The 19,958-nt window shown below is 72.8% G+C and carries 15 protein-coding genes; 11 read left to right on the top strand and 4 right to left on the bottom strand.

Annotated elements, in window-relative coordinates; genetic code table 11:
* The first annotated feature begins 223 nt into the window (after positions 1-223).
* The 8 genes from ACQ614_RS01585 (at position 224) to ACQ614_RS01550 (ending at position 10,804) form a co-directional block, all read left to right on the top strand.
* Positions 224-2,074 carry a non-ribosomal peptide synthetase gene (locus ACQ614_RS01585; protein ID WP_431676300.1) on the top strand — a complete coding sequence of 617 codons (1,851 nt, stop codon included), beginning with the start codon at positions 224-226 and terminating at the stop codon, positions 2,072-2,074.
* A 207-nt stretch (positions 2,075-2,281) separates the two neighbouring features.
* Entirely contained in the window at positions 2,282-5,311 is a 3,030-nt protein-coding gene (locus ACQ614_RS01580) for a beta-ketoacyl synthase N-terminal-like domain-containing protein (protein WP_431676298.1), read from the top strand.
* Positions 5,304-6,512: a MupA/Atu3671 family FMN-dependent luciferase-like monooxygenase gene (locus ACQ614_RS01575; protein WP_431676296.1), complete on the top strand. Its 1,209-nt coding sequence runs from the start codon at positions 5,304-5,306 to the stop codon at positions 6,510-6,512. The genes ACQ614_RS01580 and ACQ614_RS01575 overlap by 8 nt, the downstream gene beginning before the upstream one ends.
* 3 nt (positions 6,513-6,515) lie before the next feature.
* Positions 6,516-7,079, top strand: a complete 564-nt coding sequence (locus ACQ614_RS01570) for a gamma carbonic anhydrase family protein (RefSeq protein WP_431676295.1) — start codon at positions 6,516-6,518, stop codon at positions 7,077-7,079.
* Positions 7,079-7,855 carry a thioesterase II family protein gene (locus ACQ614_RS01565; RefSeq protein ID WP_431676293.1) on the top strand — a complete coding sequence of 259 codons (777 nt, stop codon included), beginning with the start codon at positions 7,079-7,081 and terminating at the stop codon, positions 7,853-7,855. The genes ACQ614_RS01570 and ACQ614_RS01565 overlap by 1 nt, the downstream gene beginning before the upstream one ends.
* On the top strand, positions 7,845-8,717 hold the full coding sequence (locus ACQ614_RS01560) for a substrate-binding periplasmic protein (RefSeq protein WP_431676291.1): 873 nt from the start codon (positions 7,845-7,847) through the stop codon (positions 8,715-8,717). The genes ACQ614_RS01565 and ACQ614_RS01560 overlap by 11 nt, the downstream gene beginning before the upstream one ends.
* Positions 8,718-8,793: 76 nt before the next feature.
* A complete protein-coding gene (locus ACQ614_RS01555) occupies positions 8,794-9,354 on the top strand; it encodes a flavin reductase family protein (RefSeq protein WP_431676290.1) in 561 nt (186 codons plus the stop codon).
* A gap of 154 nt (positions 9,355-9,508) precedes the next feature.
* Entirely contained in the window at positions 9,509-10,804 is a 1,296-nt protein-coding gene (locus tag ACQ614_RS01550) for a homoserine dehydrogenase (protein WP_431676288.1), read from the top strand.
* A gap of 449 nt (positions 10,805-11,253) precedes the next feature.
* Here ACQ614_RS01550 and ACQ614_RS01545 read toward each other — a convergent pair whose 3' ends face one another.
* Positions 11,254-12,330: a dipeptidase gene (locus ACQ614_RS01545; protein ID WP_431676286.1), complete on the bottom strand. Its 1,077-nt coding sequence runs from the start codon at positions 12,328-12,330 to the stop codon at positions 11,254-11,256.
* Positions 12,327-13,634, bottom strand: coding sequence for an amidohydrolase family protein (locus ACQ614_RS01540; protein ID WP_431676285.1), 1,308 nt, complete (start codon positions 13,632-13,634; stop codon positions 12,327-12,329). The genes ACQ614_RS01545 and ACQ614_RS01540 overlap by 4 nt, the downstream gene beginning before the upstream one ends.
* A gap of 104 nt (positions 13,635-13,738) precedes the next feature.
* Between ACQ614_RS01540 and ACQ614_RS01535 the strand changes: the two genes are divergently transcribed.
* Entirely contained in the window at positions 13,739-14,521 is a 783-nt protein-coding gene (locus ACQ614_RS01535; protein WP_431676283.1) for an IclR family transcriptional regulator, read from the top strand.
* On the top strand, positions 14,518-15,459 hold the full coding sequence (locus tag ACQ614_RS01530; protein ID WP_431676282.1) for an ornithine cyclodeaminase family protein: 942 nt from the start codon (positions 14,518-14,520) through the stop codon (positions 15,457-15,459). Before ACQ614_RS01535 ends, ACQ614_RS01530 begins: the two co-directional genes overlap by 4 nt.
* 27 nt (positions 15,460-15,486) lie before the next feature.
* Here ACQ614_RS01530 and ACQ614_RS01525 read toward each other — a convergent pair whose 3' ends face one another.
* Both ACQ614_RS01525 and ACQ614_RS01520 read right to left on the bottom strand, forming a co-directional pair.
* On the bottom strand, positions 15,487-15,981 hold the full coding sequence (locus ACQ614_RS01525; protein WP_431676280.1) for a molybdenum cofactor biosysynthesis protein: 495 nt from the start codon (positions 15,979-15,981) through the stop codon (positions 15,487-15,489).
* Positions 15,982-16,405: 424 nt separating this feature from the next.
* Positions 16,406-18,016: a phospholipase D family protein gene (locus ACQ614_RS01520; RefSeq protein WP_431676279.1), complete on the bottom strand. Its 1,611-nt coding sequence runs from the start codon at positions 18,014-18,016 to the stop codon at positions 16,406-16,408.
* A 647-nt stretch (positions 18,017-18,663) separates the two neighbouring features.
* Here ACQ614_RS01520 and ACQ614_RS01515 point away from each other — a divergent pair.
* Positions 18,664-19,953 carry a hypothetical protein gene (locus ACQ614_RS01515; protein WP_431676277.1) on the top strand — a complete coding sequence of 430 codons (1,290 nt, stop codon included), beginning with the start codon at positions 18,664-18,666 and terminating at the stop codon, positions 19,951-19,953.
* Positions 19,954-19,958 lie beyond the last annotated feature (5 nt).

Genomic DNA, 19,958 nt, shown 5'->3' with positions numbered 1-19,958 from the left:
CGTTCCACCGGGGGCGCGGCCCCGGGGCGAGTGGGCCCGTGGTGCCCGGCCCTCGCCCGTGAGAGTCCCGTGTCCCGTTCCGTCGGACACCGTGCACCGTTCTTCTCTCTTCCATCTTCTCTTTCCTCCACGCAGTGGCCCCTCTCGGCCGGCCTCGTGCCGGGCCGCGTGCCGGGCACGGGCACGGCCCGTCGGCCCAGGGGCTGCCTTCACCTGTCCTCACATGGAGATATTTGCTGTGCAGGCGGTAGATGATCTTTTGCAGCGGGCGTGCGAGAAATTCGCGGACGCGACCGCTGTCACCACGTCGACCGAGTCGATCAGTTACTCGGAGCTGTTCTTACGGGCCCGGGAGCTGGCCGGGGAGCTGGGTGCGCAGGGCATCGGCCGGGGCGACGCGGTCGCGGTCCTCGGCCGCCGCAGCCCGGCGGTCATCACGGCGGTGTTCGGCGTCTGGCTGGCCGGATCGGTGGTCATGCTGGTCGACGAGGCCCTGCCCCAGGCACGCCGCGAGGCCATGCTGGGCACCGGCCCGGTCCGGGCGGTGGTGGTGTGCGCGGACGGTCTGCACACCGGCCTGCAGATCGCACCGCGGGCGGGTGCCGGGCAGGCCGGCGTCCTCGAGGACGCGGACCACGCCTACATCGCCTTCACCTCCGGCTCGACCGGGAAGCCCAAGGCCATCGTCGGCAGCCACACCGGCCTGTCGCTCTTCCTGCAGTGGCAGAGCGAGGAGTTCGGCGTGGGGCCGGACGACCGGTTCGCGCACCTGACCAACCTGTCCTTCGACGTCTGGTTCCGGGACGCGCTGACGCCGCTGATCTCCGGCGCCACCCTGTGCATCCCGGACGGCCGGCACCTGGACGCCGCCGGAGTGCTGGACTTCCTGCGCGGCCGGGAGATCACCGGCCTGCACCTGGTCCCCTCGCTGGGCAAGGTGTGGACATCGGTGGCGGCCGAGGCCGAGCCGGTGCCGTCGCTGCGGCACGCCTTCTTCGCCGGCGAGCCGCTCGACGCCGAACTGGTGAGCCGCTGGCGGGAGCTGTTCCCGGGCTGCCAGGTGGTGAACCTGTACGGCCCGACCGAGACGACGCTGGCCCAGCACTTCTACCGCGTCCCGCCCGACCCGGGGCACGGGATCCAGCCGGTGGGCCGCAACCTCCCGCACTCCCGCAGCCTGGTGCTGGACGAGGAGCGCAGGCCGTGCGCGCCGGGCACCGTCGGCGAGATCTGCATCGCGGCCGAGCGGCCCTCGTACGGGTATCTGGCGGACGGCGGGATCGTTGCGCCGTTCGTCGAGATCGAGGCCGACGGGGAGCGGATCAGCGTCTACCCGACGGGTGATCTCGGGCGCCGGGGCGCCAGCGGCGACCTGGAGATCCTCGGCCGGGCGGACGAACAGATCAAAATCGCAGGCGTGCGGATCGAACTCCAGGAAGTCCGTTCGGCGATCCAGTCGCACTCGAGTGTCCGCGATGCCTTCGTGTGCGCACTGGACGACCGCTTCACCAAGGTCATCGTGGCGGTCCTCGAAGGCGACACCTCCGCCGAGCCGGAACTCCGCGCACATCTCGGCGAACACCTGATGGGCGTCATGGTGCCATCGGTATTCGTCTACCTTCCGGCACTGCCGAAACTCCCCAACGGAAAGGCCGACCGGACGATACTCAAGGAGATCGCCGGCGAGCGCCTCGCGGAGCGTTCCCGACCGATCGCCGAACCCGCTGATTCCCGTTCGGATTCCCGCCGGGCCTCCCGTCCGGTGGCCGACCGGCTGGCCGGGATCTGGCAATCGGTGACCGGTGCCGGGCGGTTGGCCGACCGCGAGACGACCTTCTTCAACGCCGGCGGCACCTCGCTCACCATCGTCGTCCTCCATGCCGAGATCCAGACCGAATTCGGCATTTCCTTCCCGCTGGTGCGGCTTTTCGAGCACGCCTCTTTCAACGCGCAGCGGAAATTCATCGAAAACCTCCTCGAGGAGCCGGGCGGCAGCACGCCGAACACCGGCGCGGCCGCCACCGGCGCGGCTGCCCGCCGCCGCGTCCTGACGGCCCGGCGCGCCCGCCGCTAGGGCGCAGCCCAGGCCGTGTCCTCGCCGGCCCGCCGGGGCACGCGCACCTTGCGCATCGCCTCCCGCCGGCTCCCTCCTGCACCGTCGCGTTCCCGCGTACCCGCGTTCCCGCGTACCCGCGCACCCCGCCCACCGGACCGGGGCTGCCCCGCGGGCCGGTGTCCCGCGAATCGGTGCCCCCCGTAACGGACTTGGACAAGGATGAACATGCACAGTGATGACGAGCTGGTCGCGATCGTCGCGATGGAGTGCCGACTGCCGCAGGCCGCGGACGTCGACGAGTTCTGGCAGCGCCTGGTCGACGGCCACACCGCGATCACCGATCTGACGGACGATCAGGTCGCCGCCGCCGGTGTACCGACCGCCCAGCGCTCGCGCCCCGACTACGTCAAGAGGGCCGGAGTCCTCGACGGCGTCGCCGAGTTCGACTCCGGGTACTTCGGCTACTCGCAGCGCGAGGCGGACATTCTCGACGTCCAGCAGCGCCTGATGCTGGAGAAGTCCGTGGCGCTGCTGGAGCGCGCCAACATCGATCCGCAGCGCACCGACCAGCGGATCGGCGTCTTCGCCGGCTCGGGCATGAGCACCTACGTGTTCGGCGCGCTCCGCCGCCCCGACCTGGTGGAGTCGCTCGGCGAGATGCTGGTCCGGCACGGGAACGACAAGGACTTCCTGGCCACCCGGATCTCGTACAAGCTGAACCTGCGCGGGCCCAGCCTGAACGTGCAGACCGCCTGCTCGACCGGGCTGGTCGCGGTCCACTCGGCCGTGCAGAGCCTGCTGCTGAACGAGTGCGACGCGGCCGTCGCGGGCGCGGTGTACATCCGCGTCCCCCAGGAGTCCGGCTACCAGTACCAGGTCGGCGGCGTGCTGTCGCCCGACGGCGTCTGCCGGCCGTTCGACGCCGGAGCCAACGGGACGCTGTTCACCAACGGACTGGGCCTGGTGCTGCTGAAGCGGCTCAGTGACGCGATCGCCGACGGCGACCAGGTGTACGCGGTGATCGCCGGCTCCGCGGTCAACAACGACGGTGCGCAGAAGGTGAGTTTCACCGCCCCGAGCGTCTCCGGACAGGTCGCGGTGCTGCGCGAGGCCCTGGATATCTCGGGCGCCGAGCCGGGCGACCTCGACTACCTCGAGGCGCACGGCACCGGCACCGCGCTCGGCGACCCGATCGAGATCGAGGCGATCAAGCAGGCGTTCGGCACCGCGGGTGCTCCCTGCGGCATCGGCTCGCTCAAGGGCAACTTCGGGCACCTCAACATCGCCGCCGGCATCGTCGGCCTGATCAAGGCGGCTCTGGTCCTCAAGCACGGGTACGTGCCGCCGACGGTGAATGTCCGCGAGATCAACCCCGCCCTGGAGCTGGAGGGTTCGCGCTACTACGTGACCACCGAGGGCCGGGAGCTCGACCGGGGCCGCACCAACTGGGTCGGGGTCAGCGCCTTCGGGATGGGCGGCACCAACGGCCATGTCATCCTGCGCAGTTACGAGCCGGAGCCCGCCGAGCCTGCAGAGCCCGCGGGGACTGCCGGGCCGGCCGGGACCGCTGTTGCGGGCGGGGGCCGGCCGAGCATCCTGACCTTCTCGGCCCGTTCCGAGACCGCGCTGCGCGCCCAGGGCGCCGCCCTGGCCAAGCACCTCGCGGCCGACCCGGCCGCCTCGCTGGCCGAGTACGCGCACACCCTGCGCGAGGGCCGCACCCGCCACCCCTACCGCGCCGCGCTGGCCGCCGTGAACCCCGCCGAGGCCGTTGCCCGGCTGAAGGCCGAGCGCTACCACACCGGGGCCGCGGCCGGCGCGGACGGCCTCGCCTTCGTCTTCGCCGGCCAGGGCACCCAGCGCCCGGGCATGGGCGCCGGACTCGCCGCACACAACGAGGACTTCGCCCGCCGGCTCGCCGAGGCGAGTGCCACGGTCGACGCCCGCACCGGCTTCCGCCTGCGCGACCTGCTCGACGCCGGGGAGCAGGGCGGGACCCTCGACAGCACGGACACGGCCGTTGCCCAGCCGCTGCTGTTCGCCGTCGAGTACGCGCTCGCCACCGCCCTGCTCGACGCGGGCGTCACCCCCCGCTACCTGTTCGGCCACAGCCTCGGCGAGATCGTCGCCGCGACCGTCGCCGGCGTCTTCGACCTGCCCTCGGCTGCCGAACTGGTCGCCACCCGGGCCCGGTTGATGGCCCGCTGCACCCCCGGCGCGATGCTCGCCGTCGCCGACCTGGACCCGTTCGCCGAGCTGATCGGCGACGGCACGCTGGTCGTCGCGGCCACCAACTCCCCGCGCCAGCTCGTCCTCTCGGGGAGCCACGTCGGCATCGAGAAGGCGCTCGCCCGGGCGGGCGAGGCCGGCGTCCAGCACCAGCAGCTCGCGACCTCGCACGCCTTCCATTCGCCGCTGATGCAGGACGCCGCCGACGAGTTCCTCGCCTTCCTCAAGACCTGCGAGTTCCGGGCACCGCGCATCCCGGTGGTCTCCAACATCACCGGCCGGCTGCTCACCGAGTACGAGGCCCGCAACCCGCACTACTGGGCGGAGCACCTGGTCCGCGGGGTGGACTTCGCCGGATCGGTGGACACCCTGCGGGAGCTGGGCGTCGGAAGGTTCATCGAGATCGGCGCCGGCCGGTCGATGAGCAACCTGGTGCGCACGAACTTCGCAGCGGCGGGCGCGGCGGCCCCGGCGCTGGCGCAGACCCTGGGCGAGCCGGAGCACGAGGCGGAGTCCTTCGCCGACGCCGTCGCCCTCGGCTGGGCCACCGACCCGGAGGTGTCCGTCGAGGAGTACAGCACCGCCGGGCGGATGACGGCCCTGCCCACGTACGCGTTCGACAGGCTCGTCCACTGGGTGGAGCCGTCGCTGGGCTTCGCGGTGGACGCGGACACCGCCCCGGTCACGGCCCCGGCTCCGAGCGGAGCTGTGCAGCAGCTCGGAGATGCGGCCCCTGCCCCCGCGGCCGCCGGGACCCCCGCGGAGGAGGAGAACGGGGCCGCGGAGGAGATCCGGCAGATCGTCGGCCAGATCTTCGAGAGCTTCCTCGGCGGGTCGGCCGCCTCCGCCGACCTGGGATTCTTCGACCTCGGCGGGAACTCGCTGATGGCCATCCAGCTGATCAACAAGCTTCGCGAAACCTTCCAACTGGACCTGTCCGTCCGGGACTTCTACGAGAACAGCTCGGTCTCCGGAACCGCCGACGTGATCACCGCACTGCTGCTGGAGGAGCCCGCACATGTCTGACGGCACTTTCCTCGACGCCGACCGGCTGGCCGGCCTGAAGGCACGGCTGAAGTCCGGCCCGGCGGCCCCCGCCGCCGCCCCGGCTCCCGCCGCCCCTACCCCTACCCCTGCCTCCGCCCCCGTTCCGGCCCCGCGTGCGGTCCGGCGGTCGTCGGGGCTCCCCGACCTGGGCGTCATCTTCTTCTCCGGTCTGACCGGCGGCAGCGACCCGTACGACCTCCTGCTGGACGTCTCCCGGTACGTCGACCGCGCCGGGTTCACCGCGATCTGGACGCCCGAGCGGCACTTCACCGAGGTCGGCGGCGCCTACCCGAACCCGGCCGTCCTGGGTGCCGCACTGGCGATGATCACCGAGAAGGTGCGGATCCGCGCCGGCAGCGTCAACCTGCCCCTCCACGACGTCCTGCGCGCCGCCGAGGAGTGGGCCCTGGTCGACAACCTCTCGGGCGGGCGGGTCGACCTCGCCCTGGCGCCAGGCTGGCACGCCCGGGACTTCGTCCTCAACCCGCAGGGCTACGAGAACCGCTCCCAGCTGCTCAACCAGGCACGGGAACAGCTGCAGAGCCTGTGGCGCGGCACTGCCCTGCAGCGCAAGGACCCACTGGGGGACACCCACGAGATCGTCACCTTCCCCCGCCCGCTCCAGCCGGAGCTCCCGGTCTGGCTGACCTCGTCCAAGAGCGAGGACGCCTGGCGGTTCGCCGGCGAGAACGGCCTCAACGTGCTCTCCGCACTGATCAACTTCGGCCCTGCCGAGCTGGAGAAGCGGATCGGGATCTACCGCGAGGCGCGGGAGCGGGCCGGACTCGACCCCGAGCAGGGCGTCGTCTCGCTGATGCTGCACACCTACGTCGGCGCCGATGCGGTCTCGGCCGTGGACCGGGTGCGGCCCGCCATGACCGAGTACCTGAGCTCCTTCGTCACCCAGCACGCCACCGCGGGGCAGGCCGAGTCGAAGGACAAGGCCGACACGCTGCACAACCTCGGCGACGACCGGGACGCCTTCGTCGAGATGGTGTTCCAGCGCTACGTCTCCTCCAGCTCGCTCATCGGCGACGCGGCGGGCGCCAGGGCCACCCTGGAGAGGTTCCGGGCCCTGGGCGTCGACGAGATCGCCTGCCTCGTCGACTTCGGACTGCCCAAGGACGAGGTCCTGCAGAGCCTCGCCCGCCTCGCCGCACTCGTCCAGCAGGAGATCTGAGCCATGAAGACGTACAGCTTCCAGGGCATCCAGCCGCGCATCCACCCGAGCGTCTACGCCTTCGACGACGTGGTCGTCATCGGCGACGTCGAGATCGGGGCGGACGTCAGCCTCTGGCCGGGCGTGACCATCCGCGGCGACAAGGGCCCGGTCCGCATCGGCCGCGGCTCGAACGTGCAGGACCACGCCATGCTGCACTCGGACCCCGACTACCCGCTGCTCCTCGGGGCGGACGTCACGGTGGCGCACGGCGCACTGCTGCACGGTTGCACGATCGGCGCCGGAACGGTCGTCGGTATCGGCGCTGTCGTCCTCAACGGCGTGACCGTCGGCGACAGTTCGCGGATCTCCGCCGGTGTGGTGCTCAGTGCGGGCCCGCAGTACAGGTCGCGCAGCCTGATCGCCGGCAGCCCCGCGTCGGTGCTGATGACCCTCAGCGACAGCGACGTCGCCGTCCTGGACGAGACCGCCGCCGAGTACCGCGAGCTGGCCGCCCGCTACCGCACCCAACTGCACCCGGTCACCCTGCCGGGCCGCGAACTGCCGTACACCGGGGCCGGCGCCTGATGGCACAGCAGATCCGGCCGACCGGCAGCCGGCTGCTGCGCCGGTACGAGGGCGGCCACCGGCACGCGGTGGTGTGCTTCCACCACGCCGGCGGTGGGATGTCCGCGTACCGGGGCTGGGTGCAGGCCCTGACGGCGCACGCGGACGTGGTCCTGGTCCAGCTCAAGGGCCGCGAGGACCGGGTGGCGGAACCGCTCACCGACCGCCTGGACGACCTCGCGGTGGAACTCGCCCGGGAGATCTGCGAGTTGCCGTACGAGGACGTGGTGCTGGTCGGGCACAGCATGGGGGCGACCGTCGCCTGGGCGGTGGCCGACGCGATCTGGGCGGTCTACCGCCGCCGGGTGCGGGTGGTGGTGTCGGCCCAGGCACCGCCCCCGTACGCGGGCCGGAGTCTGCCGGGCATCCCCGAGGTGCTCGGTGAACCGGCCGGCGAGTCGGCGGGCGAGTCGGCCGGCACGGGGGCACCGGGCCCGGCCGACGGGCTCCACGCCGAGACCCTCGCCGCCGACCTGGCATGGATGGCCCGGGAATTCCCCACGTTCGTGCCGCGCGCCCTTCCCGTCGACCTGCACTGCGTCTTCGCCGCCCACGACCACCTGCTGGGCCCCGGCGCGGCGGCGGGCTGGGCGGCGCTGACCACCGGGCGCTTCTCCCACCGGACGGTGGACGGCGGACACATGTACCTGCTCACCGATCCCGCACCGCTGCTCGCACTGGCGGGCGCCGTCGCGGGCGAAGGCTCTGCGGCCAAGGAGGTCGGCGTTGACCAGTAGTACGGCACACCACGGTGCGGGCATCCGGATCGGCTTCCAGCGGAACACCCCGCCGTTCTCCTACTCACCGCCCGCAGGACCGTCGGCCGCAGATCCGTCGGCCGCGGAGTTCCGGCCGATCGGTTACTCCGTCGACCTCGCGCGGCTCGTCCTCGCCCGCATCCACGGCGGTGTCCACCTGGTCCCGCCGGTCGAACCGGTGGAGGTCACCTCGACCACCCGCGAGGCCCTGCTCACCGAGGGCCGGATCGACATCGAGTGCGGATCGACCACGATCACCGAAGCCCGGTTGCAGCGCTACGCCTTCAGCCGGCCGATCTTCCGCACCTCGCACCGGATCGCCCTGAAGGGCCGCCCCGGCGTCCCGCCGGCGCCCGGCCTGCGCGTGGTCGGCATCCAGGGCTCGACGAGCCAGGCCGCCCTCGAGGGCCACCCGGACCTCGGGTTCGAGTACACCTTCGTCGGCGTGCCGTCCATCGGCGCGGCACGGGACGCATTCCTCCACGACGACCGGATCGGCGCCCTCGTGGCGGACGAGGTGATCCTGCACTCCCTGCTGCGCGGCGGGGCGCCCGCTGCCGATGTCCACCTGCTGGACGTGCGCCTCGGCGGCGAGGACTACGGCTTCCTGCTGCGCAAGGACGACCGGGAATTCCTCCGCGCGGTCGACACCGCACTGGAGGAGGTTTTCGACTCCGATGCCTACCCGGAACTCATCAGGTCGTGGTTCTGCGAGGAGCTCCCCGGCCTGGGATTCGGCCTGGAAATGGACCCGGAGGGTGATTCGTTCGTGCCGTCCGGGGGCCGCCGGAACTCGGAGCGATTTCCCGCTCCCTGTGGCGGCCGCGCGTCGGGAACGTGAAATTCCACCACCTGGAACGGCAGGCCCCGGAAGTCGGGGCCACAAAGCGATCGATTACGAATTACGGGGGTCCGTCATGGGTATCGGAAAGGCGCCGGCGGCGAACACCGTCGACTGTGCCCTGCAGCGCGAGTTCAAGGAGGTCATGGCCTGCGTGGCCACACCCGTGTCGGTCGTGACGGCGATGGCCGGCGCCGACCTGCCCTCCGGGGCGACGGTCAGCGCCTTCACCTCGCTGTCGATCGATCCGCCGATGGTGATGGTCGCCCTCGACCACAGGTCGAGGACACTCGATGCGATCCGCGAGTGCGGCGCCTTCGGCCTCAACATCCTCGGCGCCGAACAGGCCGACGTGGCACTGTCGTTCGCAGCCAAGGGCGGTGCGGACAAGTTCCACGGCACGGCCTGGAGCATCGACCGGGGCCTGCCGCGGATCGACCGGGCGCCGGCCTGGATCGCCTCGACGGTGGCGGACCTGGTCGACGGCGGCGACCACGTCATCGTCCTCGGCCGGGTCGGGGCCGCGGAGGTGACCGGCAGCCAGCCGCCGCTGGTCTACCACCGCCGCAGCTTCGGCACCCACCTGCCCGACCGCGTCCCGCCGCTGCTCGCACCGGCGCCGCCGCGCTCCGCCTGACCGGCCACCCCACTCGGACACGGATTTGCCGCGTTCGCCGGAATTACCACGACCGGCGAACGCGGCGGCCCGGTCGCAAGCCATTCGTCTCGTACTGTGAGAAGCCGAAGCTATTCCATTCGACAGGCAGCCGGTGACGTGTACGCTGTCCGCCATGGGAAATATTGTCAAAGTCGGTCTGCTCGGGTGTGGAACTGTTGGGGAGGCATTCGCAGAACTGCTCGTCGAGCGTCGCGGCGCCATTGAGGACGTGACGGGAATTTCCCTGGAACTTGTACGAATCGCAGTCCGCGACCCGGGCAAGCCCCGATCCGCGAAACTCGACTCGAAACTGTTCACGGGGGACCCGTACGACATCGTCAAGGCGGATGACGTCGATGTCGTGGTCGAGCTGATCGGCGGCGTCGCACCCGCCGGTGAACTGATCCTCGCGGCACTGAACGCCGGCAAGTCGGTCGTCACCGGCAACAAGGAGCTCGTCGCCAGCTCCGGCCCCGAGCTGTACGCCGCCGCCGACCGCGCAGGCGTCGACTTCTTCTTCGAGGCCGCCGCCGTCGCGGCCGTGCCGATCCTGCGCCCGATCCGGGAATCGCTCGTCGGCGAGGACGTCACCCGGGTCGCCGGCATCGTCAACGGCACCACCAACTACATCCTCACCCGGATGACGACCGACGGCCTCGGCTTCGACGAGGCCCTGGCGAAGGCCCAGGAACTCGGCTACGCCGAACCGGACTCCACCGCCGACATCTCCGGCGCCGACGCTGCCTCCAAGCTCGCCATCCTCTCCTCGCTGGCGTTCAACCGGTCGGTCGTCGCCGACGACGTCGCCCGCGGGGGCATCGTCGGCCTCGACCGCGAGGACTTCGAACTCGCCGCCCAGTTCGGGTACGTGATCAAGCTGCTCGCGGTCGCCGACCGATTCCCCGGTGGCACCGACGCCGACGCGCAGATAGGCGCCCAGGTGTTCCCCGCCCTGGTCGAGCGCGACCACCCGCTGGCGACCGTCCGGGACAGCTTCAACGCCGTGTTCGTCACCACCTCCGCCGCCGGCGAGCTGATGTTCTACGGGCGCGGTGCGGGCCCCCGCCCGTCGGCCTCCTCGATCCTGGGCGACGTCGCCGCCGCCGCGGACCACCTGCGCCGCGGCACGCACCGCCGCGTCCCGGTCGGTGCACCCGCGGCCGTCCGGCCCACCGAGGACCTCGAGTACTCCTTCTACATCCGCACCGAGGTCGACGAGGCCCCCGGCGTCCTGTCCCAGGTCACCGGCGTGTTCGGACGCCACGGCGTCTCCATCCGCAAGGTCGACCAGCACGGCTCCGAATCGCAGGCACGGGTCGTGTTCGTCACCTTCCCGGCCACCGAACGCGCGCTGAACGCCGCACTCGACGAACTGCGCGGCCTGGGACACGTCCGAGGCGTCGGACGAGTCCTGCGGATCTACAAGTAACCACCCGACACCGCATCAACCCCTGCCCGTGGCCGCCGACCACCCGGTCGACGGCCACGGGCACCGCACCACCAGCGGCGCCGACGGCGAAACGGACGAGCGGGCAACGCCCGCACTCCCGGACACGGTCCCGGAGCCTTTCTGCGCCGCGGTGGGTGCTGCTCCCCGCGGCCGGCGCTGTGGGGGCTCCTGCGCGCCGCCGTCGAACCTGCGCGCACCGGAGCCGATCGGCGGAACTGCCGCCCCTACTCGGGTCCGGCGCCCCGGGTTTTCGCGGTATGGCCGCCCGCGACCACCTGCCCGACACCGTCCGAGCCGTCGCCGGACTCTTCCGGGGCCAACAGGCCGTGCGCAAGCACCGGTCGGCGACACTCCCGGCGGGCCGAGCCGCGTGATCGGCAACCCGGCCCTCGGCCGAGCGCGGGCCGCGGCTGACCACGCACGGGTCGTCAGGCGGGCGCCCAGACGCGCTCGGCGTAGTCGACGAAGTTGCGGCCGAGGATCTTCTCGATCCGCTCGGAGCGGTAGCCGCGCCGTTCGAGCAGCCGGGCCAGGTCGCGGAACTGGTCGACGCCGCGCAGGTCCTCGACGAACGGCAGGGTGTCGGCGCGTTCGCCGGCCGCGCCGACGCCGCTCGCGCGGCGCAGTTCGACGTGCTCGGCGAGGGCGGCCCGGTAGGCGTCGAGGTCGTCGATCGGGGTGATCGTGCCGTCGGTGCCGATGCCGACGTGGTCCTCGCCGCAGACGTCGACGGCGTGGACGATGTGCTCGACGACGTCGGCGGCGGTGGCGTGACCGGTCGGGCTGAGGAAGGGCATGAAGTAGATGCCGATGAAGCCGCCGCGGTCGGCGACCAGCCGCAGTTCCTCGTCGGTCTTGTTGCGCGGCAGGTCGACCAGGGCGCGGCAGCCGGTGTGGTTGATCGAGACGGGCTGCCGGGAGGACCGGGCGGCGTCCAGGCAGGTGCGTTCGCCGCTGTGGGAGAGGTCGACCATCAGCCGGCTCTCGTTGAGCGCCTCGACGACCCGGTGGCCGAGCGGGGTGAGTCCGCGGTTCTCCGGTGCCATCGAGCCGTCGCCGAGCCGGTTGGCCTGGTTGTACGTCAGCTGGACGACGCGGACGCCGCGGTCGGCGAAGACCTTGACGCGGCCGGGGTCGTCGCCGACGGCCACCGCGTTCTGGAAGCCGTAGACGATGCCGACCTTCTTCTCCCGGGCGGCCCGGTGGATGTCGGCGGCGGTGCGGACCTTCAGCAGGTCGGCGGGGTTGGCGCTGACGATCCGGTCCCAGACGCCGATCTCCTCCAGGGTGTGCTCGTATGGCGGGAGGTCGCCCATGGTGTAGCCGAGGGTGATGTTGACGGCGGTCAGGCCGGAGGCGCGGGCGTCGGCCAGGGCGCGGGCGTCCACGGTGAGCTGGGAGCTGGAGGGGTTGAGTTCGGCGGCGGCCTCGGCGGACCGGGGCGCGTTGGGGTTGTCCAGCTGACCGAGAGCGTTGACGACCAGGGGGAACGGGGAGAGGGTCATCGGCCCGCCTCGAAGTCGGCGCGGGCGTGGCGGCGGCCGCGCTTGACGGTCAGGTGCACGGTGCGCAGGTGCTTGACGTCCTGCAGCGGGTCCTCGTCGAAGACCGCGAAGTCGGCGAGCCGGCCGGCCTCGACCGTGCCGCGCAGCTGCTCCGCACCGGCGCTGCGGGCGCCGACGGCGGTGGCGGAGCGCAGCGCGTCCTCGGGGGTCAGGCCGCAGCGGTCGACGAGGAAGGCGAGTTCCTCGTAGAGGGCGGGGAAGGGGTCGTCCGGCGGGGTCTCGTAGTCGGTGCCGGTGGCGATCGGGACGCCCGCGCGGTGCGCCTGCGCAGTGAGCGCGGCGGCGAGGTCGCTGTTCTGCCGGGCGCGTCCGGCGGCCTCGGGGCCGTCGCCGGTCATCTCCGCGCTGGCCCAGAGCGCCGCGGTGGCGTCGAGGACGGTGCCGGTGCGGCGCATCAGGGCGAGCAGGTCGGCGATCACCGGGTCGTCGCCGGCGGTGAGGCGGGCGTAGTCGATCGGCGGCTTGTCGCGATAGGTCGTCAGGGGCTGTGCGGCGCAGGCGTGGGCGAGCAGGGTGACGTGCGAGACGGTGTCGACGGCGGCCTCGACCACCTCGCGCGGGCCGGCCGGGAAGACGGCGGCGTGCGCCCAGACGGGGATGCCCTGGCGGTGGGCCTCGGCGGTGACGGCGGCGACCGTGGCGGCGTCGAGATCGGCGTAGACCTTGATCGCCGAGGCGTGGGTGCCGCGGGCGAGGGCGACGGCGAGCGTCAGGTCGGTGGCGGGGGTGACGGCCTGCATCCAGGGGACCTGTCCGGCGGTGGCGCCGCGGGTGACCTGGTGGGTGCGGACGTCGTCGAAGAAGGAGGGGCCCGCCATCAGCGCGGCGTAGTGGATGTCCGGTCCGGGGATCTCGCCGACCAGGGTGGCGCGGGCGAGGTCGCCGATCTGGCGGACGTCGTCGGCCATGTCGCGGATCGCCGTGACGCCGCTGTGCACCAGGCGGTTCAGTACGGCTTCGGCTCTGGGCCGGTCGGGCGGGGTGGCGAGGTGCTGGTGGGCGTCGATCAGGCCGGGGGTGACGTAGCGGCCGTCGAGGTCGACGGTCTCGGCGCCGTCCGGGAGGACGGACGGCAGGTCGGCCTCGTCGACGACGTGCCGGATGCGCTCGCCGTCGACCACGATCGCGGCCGGGCGGGGCGGGCGGTCCGTCCCGTCGAACACGGTGGCCCCGCGGTAGACGGTGACGGCACCGGGCGCGGGCGGTGCGTACGGGGTGGGTGCGCCGTGGGACTCGTCCGGCATCCGTCACCTCTCGCTCATCTGTTGCATCAGGCGCAACATGTGTATTGTCTGCGGAAACACTCGCGTCACTGTATCCCAGTGGCCCCCGGAGGTGGAGAGGTCGGATGTCACAGGCTCCCCGGTCCGCGGTCGACAAGGCCCTCGACCTCGTCGAGGCCGTCGCCCGCGCCGAACGCCCCGCCCGGCTCGCCGACCTCGCACGGTCGGTCGACCTGCACCGGGCGACGGCCTACCGGATCCTGCTCGACCTGGTGCGCCGCGGCTGGGTGCTCCGGGTCGGCGACACCTATCTGCCGGGCGCCGCGGCGCTGCAGGTATCGGCCGCGGCGCTGCACAACTCGCTGACGGCGCTCGCCCGACCGGTCCTGGAGGGGCTCTCCGCGGCCACCGGCCTGATGGTGAACCTGCAGGTGCTGGAGGGCGACCGGGCGCGGGTGGTGGACGTGGTACGGCCGGAGCGGCTGGCCATGATCTCCCACCTGCACGGCGAGGCGCTGCCGGTGCACCGGTTCGCCGGCCCGCTGGCACTGGTCGCGGCGCTGCCCGCCGACGCACGGGCGCCCTATCTGCGGCCCGCCGAGGAGGCGGGCCACCCGCTGGGCGGACCGGACGGCCTGCTCGCGGACCTCGCCCGGGTCGAGCGCACCGGTGTCGCACTGGAGCGCGGGCGCAACGAGAAGCCGGTCGCGTCGATCAGCCGGGCGGTGCGCTCCCAGAACGGCTCACCGGTCTGCGCCCTGACCGCGGTCGGGCTGGACACCGACTTCGACGAGCCGGCACTGGACGGACTGACGGAGCGTCTGCTGGCCGCCGCTGGCGCGCTGGAGGACGTGCTCGCGGGCCGGTCCGGCGCCGCCGGACCGGACACGGACGGGGGCGCGCGGTGAGCGGGGTGCTCGTCCTGGACCGGGCGCAGACCCGCGCAGCCCTCGACCCGGCGGAGGTGACCGCAGCGGTCGCCCGGGCACTGGTCGCCGTCGCCCGTGACGAGGTGTCGGTCCCGCCCCGGATCGCCGCCCGGACGCCGACCGGACTGCTCGGCGCCATGCCCGGGCACGTCCCGGGGCTGGGGCTGGCAGCCAAGCTGGTCTCGGTGTTCGCCGACCCGGCGGCGCCGGGCCGCAGCAGCCACCGCGGGGTGGTGGCCCTCTTCGACGAGCAGGACGGCCGGCCGCTCGCCCTGATGGACGCCGAGCCGCTGACCGCCGTCCGGACGGCCGCCTGCGCGACGCTGAGCATGCAGGCGCTCGCCGCACCGTCGCCCCGGCGGGTCGCGGTGCTCGGCACCGGCACCCAGGCCCGAGCCCAACTCGCCCTGCTGGCCGGACTCGACCCGCGGACCCGGGTGGTGGTCGGCGGCCGGGACCTCGAACGGGCCCGCCGGGCGGCGGAGCTGCTCCCGGGGGCGGCGGCCGGCACGGTCGCGGAGGCGCTGGACGGCGCCGACGTGGTCTTCTGCTGCACGGACGCGTCCGCCCCCGTCCTGCACCGGGCCGCCCCGGCGCCCGGCGCCCACATCAGCTCGGTCGGCGGCTCGCGCGGACCGGAGCTGGACGCCGCCACCGTCCGGGACGCCTCGCTTTTCGTGGAATGGCCGGGCGCCGCCTCTCCTCCGCCCGTCGGCGCGCACGAGCTCCGGGACGTCCCCGCCGGGCGCCTCACCCTGCTCGGCTCCGTCCTCGACGGCACCGCCCCCGGCCGCCGCTCCCGCGACGAGCTGACCGTCTTCAAGTCCACCGGCCACGCCGCCCTGGACGTTGCCGCCGCCTCCGTGGCCTTCCGCACCGCCCGCAGCCGGGGCCTCGGCACGGTGGTGGACCTGTGACCGTGCCCGGCGCCACCGGGCCGGGCCTCAGCCGGGCAGGACGAGGAACTCGGCCGGGCCGAGGGTGAGGACACCGTCACTGAGCGGCGTGCAGCGGACACCGCCCTTGTCCCGCAGGGCCCGCTGGGCGCCGGGGCCGATGACGGCGTCCATCCAGGCGCAGGGGCGGGCGGCACGGCGGACGGCCAGCAGCACGGGCCCGGTGCCGCAGTCGAGCGAGACGGTCCGGCCGAGGTACGCGTCGATGTCGACACCGCGGAGCAGCACATTGCGGCGGGCATGACGCAGGTCCGCATCCGGACGGATGCCGAGCGGGAGGTTCTCTGCGGCCATCAGCGTGACCGCGGCATCCCGGTGGGCCGGACGGGCGTAGTAGCGGTCCCCGACGAGTCCGAGGCCCTCCCGCACCTCGGCGCTGCGGACGAGCTCGCCCGGGTGGGCCGGGGACGGCCCCTCGGACGGGCGCCCGGTGTACCGGTGCGCCGGCGACACCAGGAGCTGCACCACCTCGACCACGGCCATGCGGGCCAGCCTACGCCGCCGCACGGCACCGCCGACGCCGGCCGGGACGGCCGTCCACACCCGGCAGGACCGGCGCGTCGCCGGGAGAGGACCGCTCACGGCATCCCGGCTCACCCGTACACCGGCTTCCACGGCGACACCCGCCGGGTGATGGAGTTCCACCGGAGCCTCTTCGGCAACGACCCGGACCTGAACACCTACGGCCGGGCGATGGTCGTGCGACACCGCCCACCATCTCGAACACGGCCACGTGCCTTTCCGGGAATGCCTGCCGGGACACGGTCACGCAGACGCGGTGGACGGCCTTGCCGCTGCAGGACGGCCGGAGCGCGGACTGGACGCGGGCCCGGATCGGCTGGAGGAGCAGGTTCGCCTGCGGGTGGACGGCGCCGGCGGCTGACCGGGCCGGCAGGCCCGGCCGGGGTCAGTACGCGTTGTGGCGCCGCAGGCGCACCGGCCGGCCGTCCGGGTCGACCAGGAGCCGGTTGAGCGGGCGGGCGACGGCGGTGGTGGTGCGGGAGAGGACCGGCGGCCGGTAGGTCCGCAGCCGTCCGGGTGGCCGCGGGCCGCGGCGGCCGCCGTCGTGCCATGCGTCGAGCGCGGCCGCGGACCGGGCGAAGGCCGCGAAGGCGCCGAGCGGGTCGGACAGCTCGGCCGTGGTGGCGGAGCCGTCGTCGGCATCCAGGTGTTCCCGGGCCAGCCGCAGCCGAAGCTCCCGGGCGAACCGGCGGGCGCCGTCACCCCGCCCTCCCGGGTCGGCGGGCAGCCGCCCGTCGGGCGTGCCGTCCAGGACGGCGCAGTTCAGCTCCGAGTCGTGCGTCCAGGAGCGCAGGTTGATGTTGTCGGAGCCGACCGACACCCACACGTCGTCGACGATGCAGACCTTGGCGTGCACGTAGACCGGGGTGCCCGCGTGGTTCTCGACGCCGTACACGGCGACCCGGTCGCCGCCGGCGCGGCGCAGCTCCTGCAGCGCGCCGATCCGGCCGACGAGGTTCATCGGCAGGGTCAGCCGGCCGTCCTGCTCGGGGACGGACGGGATCACCGCGACCAGGCGCAGCTCCGGGTTGTCGGCCAGCGCGCGGGCGAAGCACTCCACGACCCTCGGCGACCACAGGTACTGGTCCTCCAGGTGGACGAGCGCCCGGGCGTGCCGCAGGGCCTTCAGGTAGCTGCGGGCGACGCTGCGCTCGCCGTCCGGCGCGAACGGGTACCCGCGGAGCAGCCGGTTCGGGTAGGTGCGCAGCACCTGGACGGTGTGCGGGCCGCAGGCGGGCGGGTCGGGCAGCTGCGGTGGCAGCCGTCCGGCGCTCTCGTCCTCGTGGTGGAGCAGGCTGCGCAGCCGGGTGAGCGGGCTGCGGCTGAGCGGTGCCGGGTCGTCCCAGCGTTCCCGGAAGCACGCCTCCAGGTCGCCCACGGCGGGGCCGCGGACGGCGAGCTGGACGTCGTGCCAGGGCGGGTGCGGACCGTAGGCGTCCGCGATCGGCTGGGCGTTCGGGTCGCCGTGGTGGCGGGCGTCGTCACGGCGGTTGCGGCACAGGTCGATGCCGCCGACGAACGCCGTGTCGAGGTCGGTGCGGCCGGGGTGGCGCAGAACGACGAGCTTCTGGTGGTGCGAGCCGCCGGGACGGACCCGCATGTCCAGCAGGCACTCGCCGCCGGCCCGCTCGATCTCCTCGCCGAGGTGGCGGTTCTCGCGTTCGCTGAACTGCAGACGGTCGAGGTGGGAGCGCCAGACCAGACCCTTGACGACGACCCCGCGGCGGGCGGCCGCGGCCAGTACGTCCCCGACCTCCGTGCCGGGGCCGGCCAGCCGCTCGTCCGGGTCGCCGCGCCAGTCGGTGAACAGCAGGAGGTCGTCGGCGTGCTGCCGCCGGACGGCGGAGAGGAGCTCGGCGAAGTACTCGGCGCCGTGCACCAGGGGCCGCACGAGGTTCCCGGTGGACCAGGCGGTTCCGCCGGGCCGACGGCCGTCGAGTGCCGTCGCCGGGTTGCCGCGCTCGCCGGCGGTCAGCAGCCAGTCGCCGGGGTGCACGGCTGCTCCTCACCGCCGCTCTCGTCCGTCCCCACCCTCCCGACGCTACGCCTCGACGGAGCGTGCCACGCGTTCCCGGCGTCCCGGCCGGATGCAAGATCGGCAGGACTTTGGAGCAGCCCTGCCGCCCGTCGGCTCACGATGCGTTCCGGCACCACCCGCACCACGGGTTGCCGAGTTTCTCAGAAATTCCTTCCGGCATCTCCAGGAAGCATTGTCACTCCACTTCATGGCAGCCTCCCGGCAGGTTGTGATGAATTTTCGACGGTTCGGTGGCGAAACGCAGCAGCTCAGTCGGCAGAGGCCCGGAATTCGGTCGGACGGGGTCCATCGAGGTTCGCACCGGCTCTATTGACGTGTCACATTCAGGAAGGGCAGGGTTGCTCCCGCCCGGCCGTCCGGTCGGGAAAACAGCGAGCAGGGAGGTTCTTGTGAAGTCGACTGCTGCACTGAAGAAGACGGCCAAGAAGATCACCGTCCGTCGGACCGGCGATGTGCGCCTGACCTCGGCCGCGTGTCAGTGCCCGTACCACGTCAACGCCTGACGGTGACCCTGTGAGTCCCGCCCGGGCGCGCCGGATCCGTCCGGTGCGCCCGGGTTCGGCCGAATGTCGGGCAGATCGGTTCATTCGAGGTTTTGGAGCGCCGTGAGCGAATCGACCATTTCGCTGTACGAGTTGAGCTTTGTTCCGGAAGGCGACGAGGTGCTGGTCGGCCGACTGGACACCGGCTCGTACGCGGTATTTCCGGCGGACGGCGCGGAGCTGCTCCAACGGCTCACCGAGGGGATGCCCCTGGACCGGGCGGCCGAGTGGTACGAGGAGACTTTCGAGGAACCGGTCGACGTCGAGGATTTCCTCGACACGATCCGTGAATTGGGATTCGTCCGCGAGACCGGGGCCGAGCAGGCCGCCCCTGCGGCGCCCGTCCGGTTCCGGCGGCTGGCCCGCGCGGCGTTCTCGCCGGTGGCGTGGCTCTGCTACCTGGCGGTCGTGGCGCTGTGGCTGCTGGCCCTCGCCGGGCACGGCGACCTGCGCCCCCACCCGTCGCAGATCTTCTTCGTCAAGTCACTGCTGGTGGTCCAACTGGTGATCACCTTCGGGCAGGTTCCGCTGCTGCTCGCCCACGAGGGCTTCCACATCCTGGCCGGCCGCCGGCTGGGGCTGCCGACCAAGCTGCGGCTGAGCAACCGGCTGACCTACATCGTGGCCGAGACGGAGACCAACGGGCTGCTCAGCGTGGAGCGCCGCAAGCGCTACCTGCCGTTCCTGGCCGGCATGCTCTGCGACGTGGTGGTGCTGGCCGTGCTCGGCCTGATCGCCGAGGCCGGCCGCCACGCCGACGGCACCCTCTCGACCACCGGCCGGGTCTGCCTCGCCCTCGGCTTCACGGTGGTGATGCGGTTCTGCTGGCAGTTCCAGCTGTACCTGCGGACCGACCTGTACTACGTCTTCGCCACCGCGCTGCACTGCTACGACCTGCACGACGCCGCCAAGGCCGTGCTGAGGAACCGGATCTGGCGGCTGTTGGGCCGACCGGAGCGGCAGGTCGACGAGAACCAGTGGACCGAGCAGGACCGCCGGGTCGGGGCTTTCTACGGGCCGTTCATCGTGCTCGGGTTCTGCGTCCTGGTGGCGATCACCGTCTTCGCCAGCATCCCGGTCACCCTCGAATACCTGCGGATCGCCGCCCGCGCCCTCGGCTCCGGACGCATCGACGCGCACTTCTGGGACTCGCTGCTGTCCCTGGTCCTGAACGCGGCCCAGGTCGCCGCACTGATCGTCCTCGCCCGCCGCAAGCGCCGCGAACAGCGTCGGACCGCCGTCGCGCCGGCAACCGTTCCCGCGTCCACGGCCGTCGCCGCGACCACCACCGCGTCCGCGACGGTCCCCGCGTCCGCGAGCGTCCCGACTCCGACCGTCCCGATGGAGGGGTGACCCGA

Origin of the sequence: Kitasatospora dryopteridis (assembly GCF_050749075.1) — a bacterium.
Taxonomy (GTDB): Bacteria; Actinomycetota; Actinomycetes; order Streptomycetales; family Streptomycetaceae; genus Kitasatospora.
Note: the sequence above shows the minus strand (reverse complement) of the source record. Positions and strands in the feature narration are given on the sequence as shown.